Here is a 23,343-nt window from a genome sequence, read left to right as displayed (position 1 = left end):
TGAACCTCAGGGGCCGGTGACGGGGAAACGGGGAATGGGGTAACGCCACTCCGCATCACGATCCCGGCTCCATGACAACGATGACTCTTCAAGGCACGACGGGTGGAGCCGCTGCTGCGCGCCCCGTCGATTCCCGGTGCCCGATGCCCGATTCCGCCGCTCATCGGTCCACCTCGCCGAACACCAGGTCATAGGTGCCGATCATGGCCACCACGTCGGCAAGCATGTGGCCGCGCACGACGGTGTCCATGGATGACAGGTGGGCGAAGCCGGGCGCGCGCAGATGCACGCGGAACGGCTTGTTGGCGCCGTCGGAAACCAGATAGCAGCCGAACTCGCCCTTGGGCGCCTCCACCGCGCAGTAGGTTTCGCCGGCCGGCACGCAATAGCCCTCGGTGAACAGCTTGAAGTGGTGGATGAGCGCTTCCATGCTCTCCTTCATCACCTCGCGATGGGGCGGCACGACCTTGTAATCGTTGAGGATCACCGGGCCCGGATTGGCGCGCAGCCATTCCACGCACTGGCGGATGATGCGGTTGGACTGGCGCATCTCCTCCACGCGGCACAGGTAGCGGTCGTAGCAGTCACCGTTGACGCCGACCGGGATGTCGAAATCCACTTCGGCGTACTTCGCATACGGTTGCTTCTTGCGCAGGTCCCATTCCACGCCGGAACCGCGCAGCATCACGCCGGTCATGCTCCACTGCTGGGCGAGCTCCGGCGAGATCACGCCGATGCCGACGGTGCGCTGTTTCCAGATGCGATTGGTGGTGAGCAGCTCCTCGTACTCGTCCACTTTCGACGGGAAGTCCGCGGTGAACGCGTCGAGGAAGTCGAGCATCGAGCCTTCGCGCCAGCTGTTGATGCGCTTGAGGTCGGCACCCTTGTGCCAAGGCGACTCGCGGTACTTCGACATCTGCGCCGGCAGGTCGCGGTAGACGCCGCCGGGACGGTAGTACGTGGCGTGCATGCGCGCGCCCGACACCGCCTCGTAGACGTCCATCAGTTCCTCGCGCTCGCGGAACGCGTACAGCATCACCGCCATCGCGCCCAGGTCGAGGGCGTTCGATCCGATCCACATCAGGTGGTTCAGGATGCGGGTGATCTCGTCGAACATGGTGCGAATGTACTGCGCCCGCTCCGGCGCCTCGACTCCCAGCAGGGTTTCGATGGCGCGCACGTAGGCGTGCTCGTTGCACATCATCGACACGTAATCGAGCCGGTCCATGTAGCCGATCGACTGGTTGAACGGCTTGGACTCGGCCAGCTTCTCGGTACCGCGATGGAGCAGGCCCACGTGCGGGTCGACGCGCACGATGGTTTCGCCGTCCATCTCCATGATCAGGCGCAGCACGCCGTGCGCAGCAGGATGCTGCGGGCCGAAGTTCATCGTGTAGTTGCGGATTTCCTGGGCCATCTCAGTTCTCCCGCCACTTGTCGGCGGCTTCAGCCCGGGCCTGCAACAGGTCGGCGTCGTCACGGATCGTGCGCGGCACCAGCACGCGCGGCTCGATCGACACGGGTTCGTAGATCACCCGCTTCTGCTCCGGGTCGTAGCGCACCTCGACATTGCCGATCAGCGGGAAATCCTTGCGGAACGGATGGCCGACGAAACCGTAGTCGGTGAGGATGCGGCGCAGGTCCGGATGCCCTTCGAAAATGATGCCGAACAGGTCGAACGCCTCGCGCTCGAACCAGTTCACGCCGGGCCATACCGGGGTCAGCGAAGGCACTACCGGCAGAGTGTCGTCCTCGCAAAACACACGCAGGCGCAGGCGACGGTTGTGCTCGATCGACAACAACTGAACCACTGCGGCGAAGCGGCGCGGCTGGCTGTCGCCGCTGGGCCGCTCGGCCCAGCTGAAGCGGCCCAGCGCCTGCCCCTCGACGCCGCGCGAGAAACCCGATCCGCTGACCGTGGTGGTGTCCCACTCGACCTGGCCATAACCCAGGTAGTCGATGCCGCACAGGTCGATCAGCTCGCTGAAGCGGAACGCCGGCTCGTCACGCAGCGCGGTCGCCACCGCAACCAGGTCCGCGCCGGCCAGGTCGGCGGTGATCTCGTTGCGCTCGGTGCTGACTTCAAGCGTGTCGCCGAAGCGCGCAACCAGCTGGTCAGCCAGCGACTTCGCGGAGGTATCGGACATGTCGGGCCTCACGGACGCGCGATGGTGCTGGTGCGACGGATCTTCTTCTGCAACTGCAGGATGCCGTGGATCAACGCTTCGGCCGTGGGCGGGCAGCCCGGCACGTAGATGTCCACCGGCACGATGCGGTCGCAACCACGCACCACGGAATAGGAGTAATGGTAGTAACCGCCGCCGTTGGCACAGCTGCCCATCGAGATGACCCACTTCGGCTCGGGCATCTGGTCGTAGACCTTGCGCAGCGCCGGCGCCATCTTGTTGACCAGGGTGCCGGCCACGATCATCACGTCGGACTGGCGCGGGCTGGGGCGGAAGATCACGCCATAGCGGTCGAGGTCGAGTCGCGCCACGCCGGCATGCATCATCTCCACCGCGCAGCAGGCCAGACCGAACGTCACCGGCCACATCGAACCGGTACGCGCCCAGTTCATCAGCGCGTCGATACTGGTGGTGGCGAAGCCACGCTGCACGACGGGGTTGTCGCCGGCCGGACGCAGGATATCGTCGACCAGGTTCAGCGGCTCGGGGTTGTGCATCACCCGGCTGATGGAATCGATCACTCCCATTCGAGCGCTCCCTTCTTCCACACGTAGGCAAAGCCGATCACCAGCAACAGCAGGAACAGCCCCATCTCGATCAACGCGATCAGGCCGATCTGCTTGAACACCACCGCCCACGGAAACAGGAAGGCGATTTCCAGATCGAAGATGATGAACAGGATGGCGAGCAGGTAATAGCGCACGTCGAAGCGCATGCGCGCGTCCTCGAATGCCTCGAAGCCGCATTCGTAGGGGGCGAGCTTCTCTGCCTCGGGACGACGGGGTCCGGCGAGCAGCCCGACCACCAGCAACACCGCGCCAAGACCGACGGCGACGGCGATGAACAACAGGACGGGCCAGTATTCGGCGAGCACGATGCAACCTACCTCCGCGCCGCTCAGGCGCATCAGTGACCGATGGGAACTTGGATCAAGCGCTCACGGTCCGACGACTCCAGTTCGGTGAATCGGCGTGGCCTGGGCCCCCGACTACGCCAGCGGATCGAAGCCACCGGCGCCCGATGTTTCGCAAAACGTGTTTGCGAATCCATGCATTGTATCAGTGCGATTGGGTACAACAAGCCTTGACGGCTGCTGCTTTGCGAACTAACGCCCACCCGCGCAACGCGGGTGGCCGGCGAGGTCACATGGTCTGCGTGGGGCGCTCGGAATTGAGCGTGCCGGCGAGGATGTTCTCGATGCGGCTGCGGGCAGCCTCGGCGTCGCTGGATTCGTTGAAATGGATGCCGATGCCGGCGGTGCGATTGCCCTGCGCGCCGACCGGACTGATCCACACCACCTTGCCCACCACCGACAGGCGTTCGGTCTCGTCGGCCAGGGTCACCAGCAGCACCACCTCGTCGCCCAGGGCATACGACTGCGCCGTCGGCGCGAACAGGCCGCCGTGCTTGAGGAACGGCATGTACGCGTTGTACAGCGACGCCGCGTCCTTGATCTTCAGCGAGATGATGCCTTGCCGGCCAGCCATCGGTTTCATGCCACGCTCCCCGCCGGGCCTGCACCCCGGTCAACGGCGTCGATCTTAGCAGGTCGGCGCCGCGCGTCAGGCACTGCCGCGCGTCACGGCCCGGCCGTTTCACCGGCGAGCAGCGACTGCCGCTCGTTGACCAGGTTGCCCCAGGTGGCCGGCGGCACCCAGCCGGCCACCCACGCCGGCACGGCAGCGGCGGCCATCGGCCGCGAGATCGAGAAGCCCTGCAACTGGTGGCATCCCAGCGAGGCAAGCAGGTCGCCCTGCACCGGCGTCTCCACGCCTTCGGCGATCACCGCCTTGGCCAGCATGCGCGCGGTGGTGATCACGCCGGCGGCGATGGCCATGTTGCGGTCGTCATGCAGGATGTCGCGCACGAAACTCTGGTCGAGCTTGATGTGCTCGATGTCGAGCTGCTGGATGTGGCTCAGCGACGCCGAGCCCGTGCCGAAGTCGTCCAGCCCCACGCGGATGCCGCGCCGCCGGCATTCCTCGATGACCACCTTGGCGCGCGCGTGGTCCATGCTTGGCCCGGTCTCGGTGATCTCGATGCCGAAACCGACGTCCATCACGTCCGGATAGGCATCCAGCACGGCATCGATGTCGGCGAAGAACGCCGGGTGCAGCAGGTGCCGGGTACTGATGTTGACCGAGACCGGGATCGGCACGCCGGCGCGCAGCCAGGCCTGGCAGCAGCGCAGCGCTTCGTCCAGCACGTAGCGCCCGATCGGCCGCGCCAGCTGCGGGTCGTCCAGCACGTGCATGAAGTTGGCCGGGACGATCAGCTCCTGCTCCCGATCGTTGAGCCGCAGCAGGGCCTCCATCCCGGCCACGCCGTTGAGCCCGGGCAGGCCGTCGATGTAGACGATCGGCTGGAACAGCAGCAGCAGTCGCGAGTGCTGCAGGGCCTGGGCGATCCGTTCGCGCATGGCCTGCAGGCGCACCTGCTCCAGCTCCATCGCCGGCGCGTACAGCGAGCCGCGATCCTTGCCCGCCTCCTTCGCCTCGTACATCGCCATGTCGGCGTGGCGGACCAGCCCCTCGGCGTTGGAGCCGTCGATCGGAAACAGGGTCCAGCCGATGCTTGCCGACAGGAACAACTGCTCCTCGTCCAGGTTGAACGGCACCCGCAGCGCCTGCAGGATGCAGCGGCTGATCACGTCCAGCTGCTCGCGGCTGTCCAGGCCGGGAATCAGCAGCGCGAATTCGTCGCCGCCCAAGCGGGCCAGCACGTCGGTGTCGCGCAGCATGCCGCGGATGCGCGAAGAGGCTTCCGCCAGCACGCGGTCGCCCCCGCTGTGGCCGGCGGTGTCGTTGATGCTCTTGAACCGGTCCAGGTCCAGGATGCCCACCGCGAGCAACGAATCGTCGGCAGCGGCCTGCAAGCGCGCCTGTTCCAGCAGCTCGAACAGCAGTCGCCGGTTGGGCAGGCCGGTGACCACGTCGTAGAACGCCAGGCGTTCGACGCGTGCCTCATGCAGCTTCCGTTCGGTGATGTCGTGCTGTTGCCAGATACGCCCCTGCGCCACGCCGTCGATGCGGATCGGCATGAAGTCGCGCAGCAGTACGCGCCCGTCGGCCAGTTGCACCTCCTCCCCGCGCAATTCCTCGTTGTGCGCCACGATGGCGGCGATGCGGGCGAGTTCGCGTTCCGGCTCCCGGTAGACCGGGCCGATGCGCTCGTACAGTGCAGCGGATGGCAGGCCCTCCAGTTCGGCCGGCGACTCGGTCAGGCCGAACAGGGTGCAGAACGCCTCGTTGGCGAATTTCACCTGGCCGTTCTCGCCCATCACCAGCACGCCGGAATGCTGGTTGGAAAGGATGGTGCGCACATGCTGCAGGTTGAAGCGCAGGTCGCGTTCGGCAAGCAGGCGCGCCGCCTGGGCCCGCTGCATCTGCATGCCCAGGCCAAGCTCGACCGCCATCTCCATGAATACCTGCGTCTCCACCGGCGTGAACGCATCGACCTGACTGGCGCCGATCACGAACACGCCCACCACCGCGTCCTCCACGCGCAGCGGCAAAGCCAGCACCGCGCCGACCTCCGACGGACCCTGCAGCGGCCATTCCGGCGCCATGCCCGTGGCGTACTGGCGAACGCAGGGTTCACCGCCGCGCAAGGTGCCGATCGCGGCATCACCGGCATGCCGTGGATCGTCGAGGGCCACGCAGTCCCCGGGTACCGCCGCACCGCCCAGGCCGGACTGCGCGTGCAGGCGCAAGGTGGTGGCTGCATCCTCGGCAAGCAGGCCAATCCACGCGAACCGGTAACCGCCCACGCGGCAGGCCACGTCGCTGCTGTCGGTCAGCAGCACGGTTTCGTCGGGGCTGCGGGTGACCACCTTGATCATCTCGCTGAGCAGGCGCAAGGCGCGCCGCTGACGGGCCTCCTGCTGCACCGAGCGCTGCAACAGATGGCGTTGCGATTGCGCCTCCAGGCCCAAGCCGATGCTGGCGGCGGCCTGCTGCAGCAATTCGGTCAAGCGCGTCGAAAAATACGCGGGGTCGGACGCGCGGATCACCAGCCCGGCGCGCACTTCGCCGAACACCATCACCGGGATCGCCATCGCGGCGACCACGTCATGGCGCTCGTAGGCTGCGCGCAATCGCTCAAGGCCCGGCACGTGGCGCAGGTCGGGCTCGATTTGCGGCACGCCGCGCCAGAACGAGGGCCGTACCAGCGACAGTGGAGTCTGCTCGGGGTAGATGTCCTGCATGTCCGCAGCCACCGTCACCGGCGCCAGTCGCTGGAACCAGCCGGCCGCGTGGTCGGCTTCGCCGATCATCACCAGCATCGCGCCCAGACGCCGCTGCAGCACCTCGATGATGGCGTCGTAGAGTTCCGGGGGTTCCACCGCGCGAACCAGCAGCTGGCCGATCTCGGACAGCGCCGCGTAGTAGCTCTCGCTGGATGCAGCCGTGGCCTCCGTGTTGACCCGCATCGCGTCCGCTTCCCCGAGTGTGTTCCCGTCCCGCCGCGCCCCGAGGCGCCTGGCTCCGGGCCTGCCCGTGCAGGCCTCCCAAGGGCAACCTAGCCGGGTCGATCCTGGGGTGCAACACCGGGGAAGGACGCCGGCTCTGCCACGTCCATCCGGCACCATCCCCAGTGATCGAAGATCCACGGTGTGCGCAGATCCAGCCACAACCGGACGAAGCACGGCTGGGCGCGCCCAGCCGCGGGGAGCGGCATGTGCAGCGCACCATCCGCGCCACGCCGCAGCGGTGCCCGTCGCCAGGTCCAGCGCTGCGTCGCCGCCGGACTCACCACGTCCAGTCGCAGCCACGGACCCAGCCAGCGCGGCGGACGCCACGGCAAGGCGGTCGGCACCGAGGGCGAAGGGTCGTCCGGCTCGAGGAAGGTCTCCTCGCGCTCCGCCAGCCGGCGCAGGCGCCGGCCGCTCAGCGCCAGCTGACTGCGATGTGCCTGCAATGCCGCCCGTTTGCCGGCGAGTTGGGCTGGCGTGGGGGAAATGGGTCGGGAACGGCGATCCGCCGCGTGACCGTGCACCAGGTAGGCAAGCAGTTCCGGCGGGGCCGCGTGGCCGACCAGCGCCAGCCGGACCAGCACGTGCGCCGCACTGTGGTCGGGGTGGCGATCGTGCAGCGAGGGCACCGCGAGCAGGTCGGGGCTGAAGCGGTCGATCGCGTCGCGAACGGCGTCGACCGCCAAGCCGGTGTCTCGCAACAACAGCTCGGTGACGCCGAGGTCGGGCCAATCCAGCGTTTGCAGGGCATTCGGCGCGATGCCGAGGGTGGCCAGCGCCTGCTGCAGCTCCGCCGCGCGGCGCCGCGCCCAACGGCGCCGATCCTCCGCGCCGATGCGCCAGCGGCGCTCCAGCACCCGCTGCGGCCACGGGTTGTTGCCGCCGGCGGTGAGCAGCAGGATGCGCACCTCGCCCCCGGCCGCCAGTACCTGCTGCAGCAGCAGGCCGGTGGCCAGGGTTTCGTCATCCGGATGGGGCGCCACCACCAGCAAGCGGGTGCGCGCGGTAAATTCCGGCCAGCCGTCGACCGGCGCGCCGGTCATCAGCGCCATCGCGACAACAGCTCCAGCAGCAGCAGATCCGGCCGCAGCGGACCGCGCAGGCCGTCCCGTGTGCGGTTGCTGGCGTCATGCCAGTCGCCCAGCGCGGTCGCATCCAGCGCGCTGCCCAGCGGCGGGCGGTCACCCAGCGAGCGGGCACGCAACTCGTCGGCGGCCGCCTGCGCGGCAAACCACAGCCGCTGCGCCGGTTCGTCGTCCAGCCAGCGCTTGGCCACCTCGGTTGCCTGACCGCGCCCACCGGCCAGTGCCGCCAGATCGCGGCGGACTTCCGTGCGCTGTTCCAGCGCCCCCTGCCGCGCCCACTGCATGGCCAGTCCGGGGTTGCCGCCGGACGCGGTCAACGCGGCCCGGCCATCGGCAACGCCTTCGCGCTGCAACCACGCCAGCGCCAGAGCCGGTTCGGGCAGGTGGAACTCGATCCGCTGGCAACGGCTGCGGATCGTCGCCGGCAGCCGCCACGGCGCATCGGCCAGCAGGATCAGCATGGTTTGCGCCGCCGGCTCCTCCAGCGTCTTCAGCAAGGCATTGGCCGCGGCGGCATTCATCGCGTCGGCGGGATCGATGGTGACCACCTGCCAGCCGCCGAGCTGGCTGCGCAGGGCCAGGCGGGCGGACAGCTCGCGGATCTGGTCGACCACGATTTCCGTCCGCGGCGTGCCATCCCGGCGCAAGCCGAAGGTCAGCTCCACCCGATCCGGATGCGAGCCGGCCGCGGTCAGCTGGCAACCCCGGCAATGCCCGCAGGCCTCGCCGCGCACCGGCTCGGTGCACAGCAGGCCGCGCACGAAGCGTTGCGCGAACTGACGCTTGCCCAGGCCGGGGGCGCCGCACAGCAGCAGGGCATGCGCCAGCGCGCCGCGCTCGCGACGGGCCTGCAGCCGCGACCAATGTTCTTCATGCCATGGCATGGCGCTCATCGGGCCGACCTCTCCAGCCATTCGATCAAGGCACGCGTGGCCGCCTGCAGCACCTGTTCGGGAGCCTGGCTGGCATCGATGACGCGGAAGCGGCCCGGTTCCTGCGCGGCGCGGGCGCGGTAGCTGGCGCGAACCCGCTCGAAGAACGCATCCGCCTCGGACTCGATGCGGTCGGCCTCGCCGCGACCGGCAGCACGCGCCCGCCCGGCCGCAACCGGCAGGTCGAGCAGCAGGGTGAGATCGGGCTTCACGCCGTCGCAGGCCCAGCGCTCCAGTTCCTCGATGCGCGCGACGGGCTGGCCGCGCCCGCCGCCCTGGTAGGCGTAACTCGCATCGGCAAAGCGGTCGCACACCACCCACTGCCCCGCGGCCAGCGCGGGCTCGATCACCTCGCGCACCAGCTGCGCGCGGGAGGCGAACATCAACAGCAATTCGGTTTCCGCCGCCAGCCCGGCCAGCGCCGGGTCCAGCACGATCGCACGCACCGCCTCGCCCACCGGCGTGCCGCCCGGCTCGCGCGCCTGCACCACCGACAAGCCGCGCTGGCGCAGGCAGTCCAGCACGCCGGCCAGCAAGGTGCTCTTGCCGGCGCCCTCGCCGCCTTCGAGGCTGATGAACCTGCCGCGCGCGGGATTCATCGGCAACGCTTCCGCTGGTAACAATCGACGTTGCGATTGTGTTCGGCCAGGGTGCTGGAGAACACGTGGCTGCCGTCGCCTCGCGCAACGAAATACAGCGCGTCGCCCACGGCGGGATGCAAGGCGGCCTCGATCGCCGGCTTGCCCGGCAAGGCGATCGGCGTGGGCGGCAGGCCGGGCCGGGTGTAGGTGTTGTAGGGCGTGTCCGCGGTCAGATCGCTCCTGCGGATATTGCCGTCGTAACGCGCGCCCATGCCGTAGATCACGCTGGGGTCGGTCTGCAGCAGCATGTGGTTTTCCAGGCGCCGGACGAACACCCCGGCAATTTTCGCACGCTCGTCGGCACGCCCGGTTTCCTTCTCCACGATCGAGGCCAGGATCAGCGCCTGATACGGGTCGGCCAGCGGCAGGTCCGGCGCGCGCCCGGGCCACAGTGCCGCCAGCGTGCGCTCCATCGCCGCATGGGCGCGACGCAGGATGTCCAGCTCGCTGTCGCCCTTCACGTAGGCATAGGTCTCGGGCAGGAAACGTCCTTCCGGTGCCTCGCCACCGGCGCCGATGCGCTGCATGATTGACGCGTCGTGGAGGCCGCTGGTGTCGTGCTGCAGCACGTCGGCCTGCGTCAGCGCGTGACGCAGCTCGGCGAACGTCCAGCCGTCGACGATGGTGAAATTGCGCTGCAGGACCCTGCCGGCCGCCATGTCGGCCAGCAACTGGCGCGGCGTGATGCCGGGGGCGAGTGCGTATTCCCCCGCGTGCAGCTTGCCGGCCACGTGCATCTGCTCGGCCAGCAGTCGCCAGTACCACGGACTGGCCGTGGTCAGGCCCTGTCGCCGCAACTCGGCGACGATGCCCTTGAAGCTGGTGCCGCGGCCGACATCGATGCTTTGCTGTTGCGGCGACACCTTCAACGCGCCCGTGCTGAAACGCTGATAGTCGTTCCAGCCCACCGCCAGCGCTGCCGCAAGCGCCAGCACCACCACCAGCAGCAAGCCGCGCAGCCACGCTCTCCCGCGCATCGATCGAAAACTCATCCGCCCTGCTCCATCGAAAATCCCAGATCGCGCCAATGCTGCTGCAGCCGGCGCGCCACCGCGCCGGGTGCCCAGGTCCACCGCTCCAGCGACTGTACCGGCACGATGCCGCGCACGCTCGAACTCAGGAACAGCTCGCTGGCCCCGGCGAGCGTATCCAGAGGGATCTCGGCCACGCGTACCGACGTCGCTTCCAGCACCTCGGCCCGCGCGACCCCGGCGATGCCGCAGCGATCCACCGCCGGCGTCAGCAACTCGCCGTCGATCACCGCGAACAGGTTGGCCATGGTCGCCGAAATCACATGGCCGTGGCCATCGCAGAGCACGCCCTCGGCGATCGCCGGATCGTTCCACTCGGCGCGTGCCAGCACCTGCTCCAGCCGATTCAGATGCTTGATGCCGGCCAGCCGTGGCTGCTCGGCCAGGCGCAGCCGGCACAGCCGCATGCGCACGCCGTGGATGGCCGCCTCTCCCACCGGCGGCGGCGGGAACGCGGCCACCACGCGGGTGGGTCGCGGCGTTGCCGGCGGCGCATAACCGCGCTCGCCGATGCCGCGCGTCACGGTGATACGCACCACCGCATGCGCCATGTCTGCCCGGACCTGCTGCGTTTCGTGCCAGAGCTGGTCCGGGTCGGGTGCGGGAATCAGCAGGCGCTCGCAACCGGCCGTCAGCCGCTGCATGTGCCGCGCCCACAGCGGCGCGCGCGTGCCGACCAGGCGGATGCTCTCGAACAGGCCGTCGCCGTAACCGAAGCCGCGATCGAGCACACTGACCCGCTCCGCGGCCACGCCGTCGACCAGCAGCCGCGCCGTCATCAGCCCGGCGCCCCGAGCGCACGCAGCAGTCCGCGGGCCTTGGCGCGGGTCTCGTCCAGCTCGGCGGCAGCTTCCGAATCGGCGACGATGCCCGCACCGGCGCGCAGGCTCACGCGGTCACCGGTCAGGGCCAAGGTGCGAATCAGGATGTTCAAGTCGAGGTCGCCATTGCAGTCCAGGTAACCGAGCGCGCCGGTATAGGCGCCGCGCGGCGTGCGCTCCAGCGCTGCAATGATCTCCATGCAGCGCACCTTGGGGCAGCCGGTGATGGTGCCGCCGGGAAAGGTGGCGGCGATCACCTCGCCCGGCGTCACGCCGGCGCGCAGCCGTCCGCGTACATTGGAGACGATGTGGTGAACATGGGCGTAACTCTCCACCACCATCAGCTCGTCGACCTCGACCGTACCCGGCACGCAGACGCGGCCAAGGTCGTTGCGTTCCAGGTCGAGCAGCATGACGTGCTCGGCGCGCTCCTTCGGATGGGCGCTCAATTCGCGGATGCGCGCATGCTCATCGTCGCCACTCAGCCGTGGGCGCGTGCCGGCGATCGGACGCGTCTGCGCCACGCCACCGCGCACTTCCACCAGGCGCTCGGGCGAGGAGCTCAGCACCGACCAGCCCGGCTGCTGCAGCAGGCCGGCGAACGGTGCGGGGTTGGCCCGGCGCAAGGCGTCGTAAAGCGCAGCCGGTTCGGGAGGCTCCGCGTAGCGGGCGCTCCAGCCGCGCGACAGGTTCACCTGGAACGTGTCGCCGGCCCGCAGGTGTTCGTGAATGCGCTGCACACCATCGAGGAAGTCGCCGGGCGGATCCTCCTCGATGCATTCGAGCGCCGGCAACCGCGGCCACGCCGCCGGCAACGCAAGATCGGCTTCGAGCCGGTCCAGCAGCGGTTCGCGGCCAGGTTCGGCAACCAGCCAGGTGCACTCATGCAAGTGGTCGACGATGATCGCCGCCGGGCAGCGCACGGCCAGCGCCACCGGCAGCGTGGAGCTGGTCGGCAACTTCAGTCGGGGTTCGATCTCGCCGGCCAGCTCGTAGCTCAGCAGCAGGACCCAGCCGCCGTGGAACGGCAGCTCGTCGGCACTGGCCGGGTGCCGCCCGGCAAGCCACGCCTTGTCCAGTGCATCGAGAAAGCGACCCGACTGCATGCGGCCGTCGCCGTCGCGCAACACACCATCGGCAGCCAGTTCCAGCCGCTCGCCGGGAAACGCGAACAGGATGTCGTAACGCGATTGGGCGCTGCCGTGCACCACGCTCTGCAACAGACAGGGATAGCGCTGCGACAGCGCTGCCGCCGGCGCGAGCAGATCGCGCCGGCCCTCCAGCCGGCGCCGATGGCAAGCCATGCCCGCGTCGGTCAAACGCGACGGAACGCCAGGGTGCCGTTGGTGCCGCCGAAACCGAACGAGTTGGACAGCACCACCTCGAGTTTCGCCTCGCGCGCGGTGTTGGCCACGAAATCGAGATCGCAGCCTTCGCCCGGTTCGTCCAGGTTGATCGTGGGCGGCAGCACCTGGTCGCGCAGCGCCAGCACGCTGAAGATCGCCTCGACGCCGCCCGCCGCGCCCAGCAGATGGCCGGTGGTGGACTTGGTCGAACTCATCGCCAGCTTGTAGGCGTGATCGCCGAATACCTTCTTCGCCGCCATCACCTCGCCGAGGTCGCCCAGCGGCGTGGAGGTGCCGTGGGCGTTGACGTACTGCACGTCGGACGGATTGAGGCCGGCGTCGTTCAACGCGGTCTGGATGCAGCGCGCCGCGCCTTCGCCGCCTTCGCTGGGCGCGGTCATGTGGTAGGCGTCACCGCTCATGCCGAAGCCGACCAGCTCGGCATAGATGCGCGCGCCGCGCGCCTTGGCATGCTCGTACTCCTCCAGCATCACCACGCCGGCGCCGTCGGACAGCACGAAGCCGTCGCGGTCCTTGTCCCACGGTCGGCTGGCCTTGGTCGGCTCGTCGTTGCGGGTGGACATCGCCTTGGCCGAGCAGAAGCCGGCCATCGCGGTACCGGTGGTGGCAAACTCGGCGCCGCCGGCAATCATCGCGTCCGCATCACCGTACTGGATCATGCGTGCGGCCAGGCCGATGTTGTGCGCGCCGGTGGTGCACGCGGTGACGCAGGCAATGTTGGGACCCTTCAGGCCGAACATGATCGAAAGCTGGCCCGAGACCATGTTGATGATCGAGCTGGGCACGTAGAACGGCGACACGCGGCGCGGCCCCTTGGCGGCCAGCTCCAGCGTGGTGGCTTCGATCGTGTACAGGCCGCCGATGCCGGCGCCGACCGCCACGCCCACGCGCGGCGCGTTGGTCTCGGTGATCTCCAGGCCCGAATCGCGCAGCGCCTGGGTGCCCGCCGCCACGCCGTAGTGGATGAACGGGTCCATCTTCTTGACGTCCTTGAGCGGCATCCATTCGGCCGGGTCGAAACCGCTGACCTGACCTGCGATGCGCGTCGAGTAGGCCGAGGTGTCGAAGTGGACGACCGGCCCGATGCCGCTCTCGCCCTTGACCACCCGATCCCACGCGCTGGCGATGTCGTTGCCGACCGGCGAGATGATGCCCATGCCGGTCACTACTACTCGACGCTTGCTCATGCCTGTTCCTTACGTTATTCCCGGGAAGCCGCCGCCGACCGATGGCCGGTGCGGCAAATTCCGGGTACGTCGTCCGCTGCACCCGACGATGCGCCATGCACCATACGGGTTCGGACGTTGCGAAATTCAGAAACGAAAACTGCGCCATTCAGGCGCAGCATTCGATACCGCTGCCCATCCTTGCCGGCTCGCACGCGGCGCACCAGGCGGGATGGACATGCCTCCGGAACCGATCAGTCCTTGGAGTGGGCCTTGATGTAGTCGACGGCCTGCTGCACGGTGGTGATCTTCTCGGCGTCTTCGTCGGGAATCTCGGTCTCGAACTCTTCCTCGAGCGCCATCACCAGCTCCACCGTATCCAGCGAGTCCGCGCCCAGATCATCCACGAACGAAGCGTTCGCCGTGACTTCATCTTCCTTCACGCCCAACTGCTCGACGACGATTTTCTTGACGCGTTCTTCGATGGTGCTCATGTTGCCCATACCTCTCAAGGGGTGATTGTTTGTCGGTACCGGTCCGACTGCATGGCTCAAGACCGGCGGCATTGTAGTGGCTAAGCGCCAGTGCTGCCACGATTCGCCGGCGATGGCTGGCCACGGCTGCCGTTGACCGACGCGAAAGCGCAATTGTCGCCTAAAAAGAGGCCGCTGGCGACAACTCCGTGCGCCGGCCTCACGGCATGTACATCCCGCCGTTGACGTGCAGGGTCTCGCCGGTGATGTAGGAAGCCGCTGGCGAAGCCAGGAATCCCACCGCCTTGGCGATGTCGCCGGCCTCGCCCAGGCGGCCGAGCGCAATCTGGCCGAGCAGTCCGTGGCGGGTTTCTTCCGGCAGCGCGCGGGTCATGTCGGTATCGATGAAACCGGGCGCCACCACGTTGACCGTGATGCCGCGCGTGCCGATCTCGCGCGCCAGCGACTTGGAGAACGCGATGATGCCGGCCTTGGCCGCGGCGTAATTCGCCTGGCCGGGGTTGCCGGTGAGCCCGATCACCGAGGCGATCGAGATGATGCGGCCCTTCTTCGCCTTCATCATGCCGCGCATCACCGCCTTGGAGGTGCGGTAGACCGAGGTGAGATTGGTGTCGATGATCGCCTGCCAGTCCTCGTCCTTCATCCGCATCAACAACTGGTCGCGGGTGATGCCGGCGTTGTTGACCAGGATCGAGACCGGGCCGAATTCCTTCGCGATGGCGTCGACCAGTGCCTCGACCGCCGCGCCGTCGGTGACGTTCAACACGCGGCCGTGGCCACCGTGCGCCGCCAGCCGTTCGCCGATAGCGGCAGCGCCGCTCTCGCTGGTGGCGGTACCGATCACGGTGGCGCCCATCGACGCCAGCTCGTCCGCGATGGCCGCGCCGATACCACGACTGGCGCCGGTGACCAGCGCGATTTCACCTTGCAGTGGATTGCTCATTGTCGGGTGTTCCTTCGGGGGATCGGAAAACGGAAAACTCACGCCCACTCGGCGCGGGCGGCATCCAGCTGGGCGGGATCGCCGAGCGGACGCGCCTCGACGCTCTTGTCGATGCGCTTGATCAGTCCGGCCAGCACCTTGCCCGGGCCGCACTCGGCGATGCGCGTGGCGCCGCCGGCCGCCAAGGCCTGCACGCATTCGGTCCAGCGCACCGGCAGGTACAACTGGCGCTGCAAGGCGCCGCGGATCTCCTCGACCGTACCGTAGCTGCGCGCCTCGGCATTCTGGATCACCGGCACGCGCGGAAGCTGCCAGTCGATCGCGGCCATCCGCTCGCCCAGCCGGTCGGCCGCGTCACGCATCAACGCGCAATGCGACGGCACCGACACGGCCAGCTTGATCGCCTTCTTCACGCCCAGTTCGGCAAGCCTGGCCAGCGCACGATCGACCGCCTCGGTGTTGCCGGCGATCACCAGTTGTCCCGGTGAATTGAAATTGGCCGGTGACACGACCTGCCCTTGCGCCACCTCTTCGCATACGGCCGCAATCTGCGCATCGTCGCCGCCGAGGATGGCCGCCATCGCGCCCACGCCGGCCGGTACCGCGTCCTGCATCAGGCGCCCGCGCTCGGCCACCAGGGCGGCCGCGTCGTGCAGCGACAGCGAACCGGCGCAGACCAGCGCGCTGTATTCGCCCAGGCTGTGCCCCGCAAGCTGCGCCGGCTGCGCACCGCCGAGCTTCTGCCACACGCGCCACGTCGCCACGCTGGCGGCCAGCAGTGCCGGCTGGGTGTGCTCGGTGCGGTTGAGCTGTTCCTCCGGCCCTTGCATGGCGAGGTTCCACAGATCGACGCCAGCGCCCTGCGAAGCTTCCCCGAATGTCGACTGCACCTCGGCGTGCGCGGCGGCCAGTTCGGCCAGCATGCCGACCGACTGCGAGCCCTGACCGGGGAAAACGAAAGCCAGCGAAGCGGAAGTGGAACTCATGGAGGCGGAAATCCCGTCGACGAAAACCGCCATGGTGCCAGCATCGACGCCCATACGCAGCTGTATTCCGCATTTTCCGGGACGCAAAACACGATGCCGCCCGGGCGGGCGGCATCGTGAAGAACCCGGCGGAACCGTGAAGGCTCAGTAGCGCAGCAGCGCCGACGCCCAGGTGAAACCGCCACCGAACGCTTCCAGCAGCAGGTTCTGGCCCCGCTGCACCTTGCCCGAGCGCACCGCGTAATCGAGCGCGAGCGGTACCGAACCCGAGGACGTGTTCGCATGCTTGTCGACCGTCACGATGACCCGGTCCATCGACATGTTCAGCCGCTTGGCGGTCGCCTCGATGATGCGCAGGTTGGCCTGGTGCGGGATCAGCCAGTCGATGTCCGACTCCTGCATGCCGGCCGCTTCGAGGGTCTCGCCGACCAGTGCGTCCAGCGTCTTCACCGCGACCTTGAACACCTCGCGCCCGGACATGCGGATGCGCACGCCGTGATTGGGCTCGTCGCTGAAGCCGACCGACACGCCTACCGGGTTGTACAGCAGGTGCTTGTAGCCGCCGTCGGCGTGCAGGCAGGTGGCATAGATGCCCGGCTCGCTGGAGGCCTCCAGCACCACGGCGCCGGCGCCGTCGCCGAACAGCACGCAGGTTTCGCGCTCCGACCAGTCGACCATCCGGGTCAGCGTCTCGGCGCCGACCACCAGCACCTTCTTCGACTGTCCGCTGCGGATGAACTTGTCGGCCACGCCCATCGCGTAGACGAAGCCCGAGCACGCCGCATTCACGTCGAACGCCGCGCAACCGTTGGCGCCGAGACGATGCTGCAGCAGACAGGCGGTGGACGGAAAGATGAGATCCGGCGTGGTGGTGCCGAGCACGATCAGGTCGAGTTCGGATGCCTTGACGCCTGCGGCTTCGAGCGCATTCTGCGCCGCCCGGAAGGACAGGTCGCCGGTGGTCTCGCCATCGGCGGCAATGTGCCGCTGGCGGATGCCGGTGCGGGTGCGGATCCATTCGTCACTGGTGTCGACGATCTTTTCCAGATCGGCATTGGTGACGATGCGCTCGGGCAAGGCGCTGCCGGTGGCGACGAGGCGGGAATAAATCTGGGTCATTCAACTTTCCATCGGCAAGGACTGCAGGATCGACCGGCCGGCCGACGCCGTACGTTACGTGTCCGGGTGGCGGAACGCAAAAACGGCGCGTCGCCGCGCCGTCCCGGTTGATCGCCCGGCGGGACCCCGCGGGGTCCCGGCAACCCGGTCAATCCTCGACCGACACCGCGGCCTTGGCCTGGATCACCTTCTTGCCACGGTAGTAGCCGTCCTTGGTGACGTGGTGGCGCAGATGCACCTCGCCGCTGGTCGGATCGGTGGAAAGCTGCACGGTGCTCAGCTTGTCGTGGGCACGACGCATGCCGCGGGTGGACGGGGTACGGCGGCTCTTGGCAACAGCCATGGTAGTTCTCCAACTGAAACGTGGTGAAATGAAACGGGATGATCGTTGATCGAACGGCCCGGATCAGGCGAGCCGGGACGACGTTATTTCTTCAGCTCGCGCAATACCGCGAACGGATTCTCCGAGCGTTCCGATTCGGCATGATCCTGCGCCGGGTCGGGGCTTGTCACTTCGTCGGGCAACCGGCTGTCCGGATTGACCGGGACCAGCGGCAGCGCCAACAGCAATTCGTCCTCTATCACATCCGCCGGTCGCAGGCGGCCATCCTCGGCCACCAGCAGCGGCTCGCAATCGGGCGGCAACCCCGCCTCGTCGCGCTCCTGGCTGATCAGCCCCAGCCGCGTCTGCACCGCAACCGGCAGCACGAACGGTTCCAGCGAACGCTGACAGATCAACGTCAGCGGCGCGCTGGCGCGGACATCCACGTAGCTGGTGCCGAGGTCGTCGCGCCCGAAATCAAGCGCGAAACTCACCTCGCCATCGGTGCCGGCCAGTGCCTCGCCGAGGCGCCGCAAGCTCGCGATGGGCAGCGTTCCCTCGAACGAACGCCGCGCCGAGACCATGCGCCAGGCGTCCACGGACTCTGGCAGTGTCACGGACATAATCGCGGAATGGTAGGTTTGCCGGGCCACCAAGTCAACCCGCGGCCGCACCGGAGCGCCGATGCCAACGGCTGTGACGCGCATTTTGCCTGATCCCTCCCTGATGCGGCAGACTGGGCCACTCCCGCACGACGAAGCGCCCTTGAACCCGTACCTCACGCTCGGCGTGGCGGCCTGCCTCGCCATCCTGATCTTGCTGGCCGGCACGGCCGTGCTGCTGCGCAAGCGCCAGAACCGGCGCGCCGGCAGCATCCGCGACCTGCTGGACCTGGCCGACCGGCTGGAGCTCGACCTGAAAACCTGCCGCTCCGGCCTGCAGCAGGCGCATGCGGTGATGTCGCTGAACCCGGATCTTCCCGCCGCCAGTGAAAAGGACGCACGCCACGCCGTCGACGCCGGCTTGCGAGCGCTGTTGCAGCAACGCCTGTGGATCCGCGACCGTTCCCCCGCCGCGACCCAGCACGAACTGGACGAAACCGCCGGCTCGATGCGCGAGGCGCGCGACCGGCTGCAGCCGCTGCTGAAGGCGCTGGCCCAGGCGCAGACCGAGCTGAACAGCGCGATGCGCGAGCAGATCCGCCGCGACTCTGACCACTGATGGACAAACCGCATATGCCACGCCGCATCGTGCTGGCCTCGACCTCCCGCTATCGCGCCGACCTGTTGCGCCGTCTGCTGGCGGATTTCGAACAGGCCGCGCCCGACACCGATGAAACGCCGCAGGCCGGGGAAGCTCCCGCGACACGCGCCCTGCGCCTGGCGATCGCCAAGGCAACCGCCGTAGCCGCGGGTTTCGACGATGCGCTCGTGATCGGTTCCGACCAGGTAGCCGCGCTTGACGGCGAAATCCTGCGCAAGCCCGGCAGCGTGGAGGTGGCCCGCGAGCAACTCGGCGCCAGCTCCGGCCGCATCGTGCATTTCCACACCGCGTTGTGCCTGCTCGAAACCCGTCACGGCCGCTCGCAGACCCACGTGGATGACACCCGGGTCCGCTTTCGCGAGCTGGGGAGCGCGGAAATCGAGCGCTACGTCACACGCGAGCTGCCGCTGGATTGCGCCGGCAGCTTCAAGTGCGAAGGATTGGGCATCAGCCTGTTCGAGGAAATCGACAACCTCGATCCCAGCGCCCTGATCGGGCTGCCGCTGATCGCGCTCGCGCGCATGCTGCGCCAGGCGGGCATCGCCGTGCCGTGAGGCGGCGAAGGTCGTACCGCTACACTGCCAGACACACGGCGCGGACCGCGCCCGCCCTGCTCCAGACCGTCGAGAAACCATGTCCGCCACCATCGAGCCCCGCGCCGAAGCCCTGCAGCAACGCCTGCAAGCCGCGATCGACCAGGTCAACCGCGTCCTGCTGGGCAAGCCGCACCAGGTCAAGCTGGCCTTCACCTGCCTGATCGCCGGCGGCCACCTGCTGCTGGAGGACGTGCCCGGCGTGGGCAAGACCACCCTGGCCCACGCGCTGGCCGCCACCTTCGGGCTGGAGTTCCAGCGCGTGCAGTTCACCAGCGACCTGCTGCCGTCGGACATCATCGGCGTCAGCGTCTACGAGCGCGACAGCGGCAGCTTCCGCTTCCATCCCGGGCCGATCTTCACCGGCCTGCTGCTCGCCGACGAGATCAACCGCGCCAGCCCCAAGACGCAAAGCGCACTGCTTGAGGCGATGGCGGAGAACCAGGTCACCGTGGACGGCCAGACCCACGCGCTGGCCCAACCCTTTTTCGTCGTCGCCACGCAGAATCCGCTGGATCTCAACGGCACCTTCCCGTTGCCGGATTCGCAGCTCGACCGGTTCATGCTGCGGCTGTCGCTGGATTACCCCGACCCCAGCGCCGAGCGCGCGCTACTCACCGGCAGCGATCGCCGCGACATGCTGGCCCGACTCACCCCGCAACTGGACGCCGAATCGCTGCTGGCCCTGCACCAACGCGCGCAGGCCATCACTGCCAGCGGGGCCCTGCTCGACTACCTGCAGGCCCTGCTGGCCGCCAGCCGACGCCATCCGGAGATCCGCGCGGGCCTGTCGCCGCGCGCCGGCCTGGCCCTGCTGGGCGCCGCCCGCGCCTGGGCCATGCTCAGCGGCCGCAGTCATGTACTGCCCGAAGACATCCAGGCCCTGTTCGTGCCGCTGGCAGCCCACCGACTGCTGGCGACGCGGGGGGCCGACGGCGCGCTGCTGGCGCGGCAGTTGCTGACCGAGGTGGCGGTGGACTGATGCGAGGCCTGCTGCAACGCCTGCAGCGCCGGGCGGAAAAGCGCCTGCCGGCACTGACCCGCTACCGCCGCCCGGAGCCGTTGCCGATCACCCTGCATCGCCGACGCATCTATATCGTGCCCAGCGGCTTCGGCCTCGGTTTCACCGTGCTGCTGCTGGTGATGCTGGTCGGCGCGCTGAACTACAACAACAACGCCGCCCTGCTGCTGACCTGCCTGCTCGGCGCGGCGAGTGCGGCGAGCATGCTGGTGGCGTTCCGCAACCTCGACGGGCTGCGCCTGGATCACCTGCGCGCCGGCCACGCGATCGCCGGCGAGGCGATCGAGCTGGTGTGCTCGTTCCACTCCGATCGGCCGCGTAGCGCCATCCGGCTGGACCTGGATGACGAATCGACCGCCTTCGCCGTGGACGGCACCGACGCCGCCCGGGTCAGCCTGCGCTTGCCGACCCGCCGGCGCGGCTGGCAACCGCTGCCGCGACTGCGACTGTGGACCAGTTGGCCACTGGGCATGTTCCGCGCCTGGAGCTGGCTGCACCCGGCGCAATCCGTGCTGGTCTGGCCGCGTCCGGAGGCGACCGGTCCGGCGCCACGGGCGATGGCCGACGACGCCCGCCACATGCAACTGCACCGCGGCGAAGAGCTGGCCGCGCTGCGCGATTATCGGGCCGGCGATCCGCAACGACACATCGCCTGGAAGCCCAGCGCTCGCCACGACGATCTGCTGGTGAAGGACTTCGAGCAGCCGCGCAGCCAGCCGCAGTGGAGTCTCGACTGGCGGCAATTGCACGGCCTCGACGATGAGGCACGCATCGCGCGGCTGGCGCGCTGGCTCAACGAAGCGCAGGCGCAGCGCCGCAGCTTCAGCCTGTGGCTGCCAGGCAACGACATCGGCAGCGGCAGCGGACCGCAGCACTACGTCCGCTGCATGGACGCGCTGGCGGGCCTGCCGTGATCGGACGCAAGCCGCCCAAGCCGGCGCAAGTCGCGCTGACGCAACGCGCGTTCGACCTGCTTTGCCTCAGCGCGACCTTCGTGCTGGCGGTCAACGCCAGCCACCTGCCGTGGTGGCTCAACGCTGCGCTCGCCGTGATCCTGGGCGGCCGCTGGTGGCAGCGCCGCCGCCGCCCCGGTCGCGTGCCGCAAGCGATCAAGCTGCCGCTGCTGACCTTGCTGACCTTGGCGATCATCGCCTACTACGGCAACCTGTTCGGGCGTGCACCAGGCACCGCGCTGGGCATCGGCTTGCTGGTGCTCAAGCTGCTGGAAACCGAGACCCTGCGCGACGTGCGCGTCGGGGTGGGCTTTGCCTGTTTCACCCTGATGACCGCGCTGTTGTTCGACCAGGGCATGGTCAGCACGCTGGTGGTGGCGTTGGGGCTGGTGCCGGCGCTGGCTACCCTGCGCGCGCTGGAGCCGGCGCAAGCACCGAGCGGGATGGCGCGCAGTTTCATGCCCGCGCTGGGACTGCTGGCGGCGGCGCTGCCGCTGGCCTTGCTGGCCTTCGTGCTGGTGCCGCGGCTGGGTTCGCCGTTGTGGGGCGCACCCGGCCGCGACCAGGCGCGCACCGGCCTCAGCGACCGCATGAGTCCGGGTGCCTTCACCGAACTGCTGACCGACGATCACCCGGCCATGCGGGTCACGTTCGACGGCGAACCACCACCGCCGGACCAGCGCTACTTCCGCGCCTTCGTCATGAGCCGGTACGACGGGGTGAGCTGGAGCTATGCCGACGTGGCCCACGCGGCACCGGTGCCGCTCGAGGTCGAACAGGCGATCGGCTACCGGATCAGCCTGTTGCCCACGCACCGCCGGGTGCTGCCGACCCTGGACGTACCGATCGATGCGCCCGCGGGGGCCGTCATGCGCAGGGACCACGTGGTGGTAGCCGGTCGGCCGGTCGACGATGCGCTCAACTATGCACTCAGTTCGGCCACGCGATACCGACTCGAACCGCAGTTGGATGCGCGACCGCAGCGCTGGCTGCAGCTCCCCGCCCGCTTCAACCCTCGCACGCTGACACTCGGGCAGTCCTGGCGCGAGCGCCACGGCAGCGACGACGCCGCCATCGTCCGCGAGGCGCTGGCGCTGTTTCACGATGGCGGCTTTCGCTACACGCTCGCGCCGGCGCCGTTGGGCCGCGACGCCATGGACGATTTTCTGTTCGACACGCGCGAAGGTTATTGCGAGCACTACTCGTCGGCGTTCACCGTGCTGATGCGCGCGGCCGGCATTCCGGCACGCGTGGTCACCGGCTACCAGGGCGGCTACTGGAACAAGCTGGGCAATTACCTGCTGGTGCGCAACTCCGATGCCCACGCATGGAGCGAGGTGTGGCTGGCCGATCGCGGCTGGGTGCGCGTCGACCCCACCGCCGCCGTGCGCCCGGAGCGGGTCAGCCTGGGCGCCGCCGCGGCGGCCGGCGACCAGCTGGACTGGTACCGGCGCGACTGGCTGCAGCAGTTCCGCAACCGCTGGGACATTGTCAACCGCTGGTGGGATCAGGGCGTTGTGGCGTTTGATGCGCTACGCCAGCGCGGCTTGCTGACCCCGTTCGGCATCCGCGACACCGACACGAGAACGCTGGGCGTACTGCTGGCCATCGGCAGCAGCCTGTTCATCGCCATCGGGCTGGCATGGGCATTGCGGCGGCGGCAGCCGCGCGACCCGTTGCGGGAGGCCTTGCGCACGCTGGAACGCAAGCTCGCACGGCAACGGATTGTCCGGCGGACCGGCGAAGGCCCGCAGCACTATCTGAGCCGCGCAGCACGTGCCCTGCCGACGCAGCGCAGCCAGTTGACGGAGTTGATGCAACAGTACCTGGAACTTTGCTATGCCAGCGACGAACCCGCGCCTGAATCGGTCCACGCGTTCCGGCGCGCCGTCCGGGATTTTCGGGTAGGGAACGTGGTCAAATGACATCGACGCGATGGTGGACAC

Annotated in this window: 24 protein-coding genes; 5 read left to right on the top strand and 19 right to left on the bottom strand. The window is 68.5% G+C overall.

Features of this window, described 5'->3' with window-relative positions:
- Positions 1-160: 160 nt before the first annotated feature.
- The 19 genes from B1991_RS02230 to B1991_RS02140 form a co-directional block, all read right to left on the bottom strand.
- Positions 161-1,417: an NADH-quinone oxidoreductase subunit D gene (locus B1991_RS02230; protein WP_136257078.1), complete on the bottom strand. Its 1,257-nt coding sequence runs from the start codon at positions 1,415-1,417 to the stop codon at positions 161-163.
- Between the two features lies 1 nt (position 1,418).
- Positions 1,419-2,147 carry an NADH-quinone oxidoreductase subunit C gene (locus tag B1991_RS02225; protein WP_136257077.1) on the bottom strand — a complete coding sequence of 243 codons (729 nt, stop codon included), beginning with the start codon at positions 2,145-2,147 and terminating at the stop codon, positions 1,419-1,421.
- Positions 2,148-2,155: 8 nt separating this feature from the next.
- Complete coding sequence (locus B1991_RS02220) at positions 2,156-2,713, bottom strand: NuoB/complex I 20 kDa subunit family protein (RefSeq protein ID WP_136257076.1); 558 nt, start codon at positions 2,711-2,713, stop codon at positions 2,156-2,158.
- Complete coding sequence (locus tag B1991_RS02215; protein ID WP_136257075.1) at positions 2,704-3,060, bottom strand: NADH-quinone oxidoreductase subunit A; 357 nt, start codon at positions 3,058-3,060, stop codon at positions 2,704-2,706. The genes B1991_RS02220 and B1991_RS02215 overlap by 10 nt, the downstream gene beginning before the upstream one ends.
- Positions 3,061-3,328: 268 nt before the next feature.
- Positions 3,329-3,682, bottom strand: a complete 354-nt coding sequence (locus B1991_RS02210) for a PilZ domain-containing protein (protein ID WP_136257074.1) — start codon at positions 3,680-3,682, stop codon at positions 3,329-3,331.
- Between the two features lie 83 nt (positions 3,683-3,765).
- The gene (locus B1991_RS02205) at positions 3,766-6,618 is read right to left on the bottom strand and encodes a sensor domain-containing phosphodiesterase (RefSeq protein ID WP_136257073.1); all 2,853 of its coding nucleotides are present in this window, start codon (positions 6,616-6,618) and stop codon (positions 3,766-3,768) included.
- Positions 6,619-6,707: 89 nt separating this feature from the next.
- Positions 6,708-7,712 carry a PIG-L deacetylase family protein gene (locus B1991_RS02200; RefSeq protein WP_136257072.1) on the bottom strand — a complete coding sequence of 335 codons (1,005 nt, stop codon included), beginning with the start codon at positions 7,710-7,712 and terminating at the stop codon, positions 6,708-6,710.
- The gene (gene holB / locus B1991_RS02195) at positions 7,703-8,638 is read right to left on the bottom strand and encodes a DNA polymerase III subunit delta' (protein ID WP_136257071.1); all 936 of its coding nucleotides are present in this window, start codon (positions 8,636-8,638) and stop codon (positions 7,703-7,705) included. Before holB ends, B1991_RS02200 begins: the two co-directional genes overlap by 10 nt.
- Entirely contained in the window at positions 8,635-9,276 is a 642-nt protein-coding gene (gene tmk / locus B1991_RS02190) for a dTMP kinase (RefSeq protein WP_136257070.1), read from the bottom strand. The genes holB and tmk overlap by 4 nt, the downstream gene beginning before the upstream one ends.
- Positions 9,273-10,310 (bottom strand): endolytic transglycosylase MltG, encoded by a 1,038-nt coding sequence (gene mltG / locus B1991_RS02185; RefSeq protein ID WP_136257069.1) that lies wholly within the window; start codon positions 10,308-10,310, stop codon positions 9,273-9,275. The genes tmk and mltG overlap by 4 nt, the downstream gene beginning before the upstream one ends.
- Positions 10,307-11,128, bottom strand: a complete 822-nt coding sequence (gene pabC, locus B1991_RS02180) for an aminodeoxychorismate lyase (protein ID WP_136257068.1) — start codon at positions 11,126-11,128, stop codon at positions 10,307-10,309. Before pabC ends, mltG begins: the two co-directional genes overlap by 4 nt.
- Complete coding sequence (locus tag B1991_RS02175) at positions 11,128-12,474, bottom strand: aminodeoxychorismate synthase component I (RefSeq protein ID WP_136257067.1); 1,347 nt, start codon at positions 12,472-12,474, stop codon at positions 11,128-11,130. The genes pabC and B1991_RS02175 overlap by 1 nt, the downstream gene beginning before the upstream one ends.
- 11 nt (positions 12,475-12,485) lie before the next feature.
- Positions 12,486-13,724, bottom strand: coding sequence for a beta-ketoacyl-ACP synthase II (gene fabF / locus B1991_RS02170; RefSeq protein ID WP_136257066.1), 1,239 nt, complete (start codon positions 13,722-13,724; stop codon positions 12,486-12,488).
- Positions 13,725-13,957: 233 nt separating this feature from the next.
- Positions 13,958-14,197, bottom strand: coding sequence for an acyl carrier protein (gene acpP / locus B1991_RS02165; protein WP_007513179.1), 240 nt, complete (start codon positions 14,195-14,197; stop codon positions 13,958-13,960).
- 199 nt (positions 14,198-14,396) lie between these two features.
- Complete coding sequence (fabG, locus tag B1991_RS02160) at positions 14,397-15,140, bottom strand: 3-oxoacyl-ACP reductase FabG (protein ID WP_136257065.1); 744 nt, start codon at positions 15,138-15,140, stop codon at positions 14,397-14,399.
- A gap of 38 nt (positions 15,141-15,178) precedes the next feature.
- Positions 15,179-16,126 carry an ACP S-malonyltransferase gene (gene fabD / locus B1991_RS02155; RefSeq protein ID WP_136257064.1) on the bottom strand — a complete coding sequence of 316 codons (948 nt, stop codon included), beginning with the start codon at positions 16,124-16,126 and terminating at the stop codon, positions 15,179-15,181.
- A 144-nt stretch (positions 16,127-16,270) separates the two neighbouring features.
- Positions 16,271-17,245, bottom strand: a complete 975-nt coding sequence (locus B1991_RS02150) for a beta-ketoacyl-ACP synthase III (protein WP_136257063.1) — start codon at positions 17,243-17,245, stop codon at positions 16,271-16,273.
- Between the two features lie 148 nt (positions 17,246-17,393).
- Positions 17,394-17,588 carry a 50S ribosomal protein L32 gene (rpmF, locus tag B1991_RS02145; protein WP_136257062.1) on the bottom strand — a complete coding sequence of 65 codons (195 nt, stop codon included), beginning with the start codon at positions 17,586-17,588 and terminating at the stop codon, positions 17,394-17,396.
- Positions 17,589-17,671: 83 nt separating this feature from the next.
- Complete coding sequence (locus B1991_RS02140; RefSeq protein ID WP_425466642.1) at positions 17,672-18,190, bottom strand: YceD family protein; 519 nt, start codon at positions 18,188-18,190, stop codon at positions 17,672-17,674.
- 142 nt (positions 18,191-18,332) lie between these two features.
- On the opposite strand from B1991_RS02140, the gene B1991_RS02135 reads away from it, so the two are divergent.
- The 5 genes from B1991_RS02135 to B1991_RS02115 all read left to right on the top strand — a co-directional run bounded on the left by B1991_RS02135 (position 18,333) and on the right by B1991_RS02115 (position 23,322).
- On the top strand, positions 18,333-18,788 hold the full coding sequence (locus B1991_RS02135; protein ID WP_136257061.1) for a hypothetical protein: 456 nt from the start codon (positions 18,333-18,335) through the stop codon (positions 18,786-18,788).
- A complete protein-coding gene (locus tag B1991_RS02130) occupies positions 18,788-19,384 on the top strand; it encodes a Maf family protein (protein WP_281280517.1) in 597 nt (198 codons plus the stop codon). Before B1991_RS02135 ends, B1991_RS02130 begins: the two co-directional genes overlap by 1 nt.
- A 79-nt stretch (positions 19,385-19,463) precedes the next feature.
- Positions 19,464-20,405, top strand: a complete 942-nt coding sequence (locus B1991_RS02125; protein ID WP_136257059.1) for an AAA family ATPase — start codon at positions 19,464-19,466, stop codon at positions 20,403-20,405.
- Positions 20,405-21,358, top strand: a complete 954-nt coding sequence (locus tag B1991_RS02120; protein WP_136257058.1) for a DUF58 domain-containing protein — start codon at positions 20,405-20,407, stop codon at positions 21,356-21,358. Before B1991_RS02125 ends, B1991_RS02120 begins: the two co-directional genes overlap by 1 nt.
- A complete protein-coding gene (locus B1991_RS02115) occupies positions 21,355-23,322 on the top strand; it encodes a transglutaminase TgpA family protein (RefSeq protein ID WP_136257057.1) in 1,968 nt (655 codons plus the stop codon). The genes B1991_RS02120 and B1991_RS02115 overlap by 4 nt, the downstream gene beginning before the upstream one ends.
- The last annotated feature ends 21 nt before the right edge of the window (positions 23,323-23,343 follow it).

Source organism: Rhodanobacter lindaniclasticus (assembly GCF_004799035.1).
Taxonomy (GTDB): domain Bacteria; phylum Pseudomonadota; class Gammaproteobacteria; order Xanthomonadales; family Rhodanobacteraceae; genus Rhodanobacter; species Rhodanobacter lindaniclasticus.
The sequence above is the reverse complement of the archived record's forward strand: the minus strand, read 5'-3'. Positions and strand labels throughout refer to the sequence as shown.

What these genes read in the sequence shown, in the direction of transcription:
- B1991_RS02230 (WP_136257078.1), bottom strand. Translation starts at nt 1,417, where the DNA reads ATGGCCCAGGAAATCCGCAACTACACGATGAACTTCGGCCCGCAGCAT.
- B1991_RS02225 (WP_136257077.1), bottom strand. Translation starts at nt 2,147, where the DNA reads ATGTCCGATACCTCCGCGAAGTCGCTGGCTGACCAGCTGGTTGCGCGC.
- B1991_RS02220 (WP_136257076.1), bottom strand. Translation starts at nt 2,713, where the DNA reads ATGGGAGTGATCGATTCCATCAGCCGGGTGATGCACAACCCCGAGCCG.
- B1991_RS02210 (WP_136257074.1), bottom strand. Translation starts at nt 3,682, where the DNA reads ATGAAACCGATGGCTGGCCGGCAAGGCATCATCTCGCTGAAGATCAAG.
- B1991_RS02205 (WP_136257073.1), bottom strand. Translation starts at nt 6,618, where the DNA reads ATGCGGGTCAACACGGAGGCCACGGCTGCATCCAGCGAGAGCTACTAC.
- B1991_RS02200 (WP_136257072.1), bottom strand. Translation starts at nt 7,712, where the DNA reads ATGGCGCTGATGACCGGCGCGCCGGTCGACGGCTGGCCGGAATTTACC.
- holB (WP_136257071.1), bottom strand. Translation starts at nt 8,638, where the DNA reads ATGAGCGCCATGCCATGGCATGAAGAACATTGGTCGCGGCTGCAGGCC.
- tmk (WP_136257070.1), bottom strand. Translation starts at nt 9,276, where the DNA reads ATGAATCCCGCGCGCGGCAGGTTCATCAGCCTCGAAGGCGGCGAGGGC.
- mltG (WP_136257069.1), bottom strand. Translation starts at nt 10,310, where the DNA reads ATGAGTTTTCGATCGATGCGCGGGAGAGCGTGGCTGCGCGGCTTGCTG.
- pabC (WP_136257068.1), bottom strand. Translation starts at nt 11,128, where the DNA reads ATGACGGCGCGGCTGCTGGTCGACGGCGTGGCCGCGGAGCGGGTCAGT.
- B1991_RS02175 (WP_136257067.1), bottom strand. Translation starts at nt 12,474, where the DNA reads ATGGCTTGCCATCGGCGCCGGCTGGAGGGCCGGCGCGATCTGCTCGCG.
- fabF (WP_136257066.1), bottom strand. Translation starts at nt 13,724, where the DNA reads ATGAGCAAGCGTCGAGTAGTAGTGACCGGCATGGGCATCATCTCGCCG.
- acpP (WP_007513179.1), bottom strand. Translation starts at nt 14,197, where the DNA reads ATGAGCACCATCGAAGAACGCGTCAAGAAAATCGTCGTCGAGCAGTTG.
- fabG (WP_136257065.1), bottom strand. Translation starts at nt 15,140, where the DNA reads ATGAGCAATCCACTGCAAGGTGAAATCGCGCTGGTCACCGGCGCCAGT.
- fabD (WP_136257064.1), bottom strand. Translation starts at nt 16,126, where the DNA reads ATGAGTTCCACTTCCGCTTCGCTGGCTTTCGTTTTCCCCGGTCAGGGC.
- B1991_RS02150 (WP_136257063.1), bottom strand. Translation starts at nt 17,245, where the DNA reads ATGACCCAGATTTATTCCCGCCTCGTCGCCACCGGCAGCGCCTTGCCC.
- rpmF (WP_136257062.1), bottom strand. Translation starts at nt 17,588, where the DNA reads ATGGCTGTTGCCAAGAGCCGCCGTACCCCGTCCACCCGCGGCATGCGT.
- B1991_RS02140 (WP_425466642.1), bottom strand. Translation starts at nt 18,190, where the DNA reads ATGTCCGTGACACTGCCAGAGTCCGTGGACGCCTGGCGCATGGTCTCG.
- B1991_RS02130 (WP_281280517.1), top strand. Translation starts at nt 18,788, where the DNA reads ATGGACAAACCGCATATGCCACGCCGCATCGTGCTGGCCTCGACCTCC.
- B1991_RS02125 (WP_136257059.1), top strand. Translation starts at nt 19,464, where the DNA reads ATGTCCGCCACCATCGAGCCCCGCGCCGAAGCCCTGCAGCAACGCCTG.
- B1991_RS02120 (WP_136257058.1), top strand. Translation starts at nt 20,405, where the DNA reads ATGCGAGGCCTGCTGCAACGCCTGCAGCGCCGGGCGGAAAAGCGCCTG.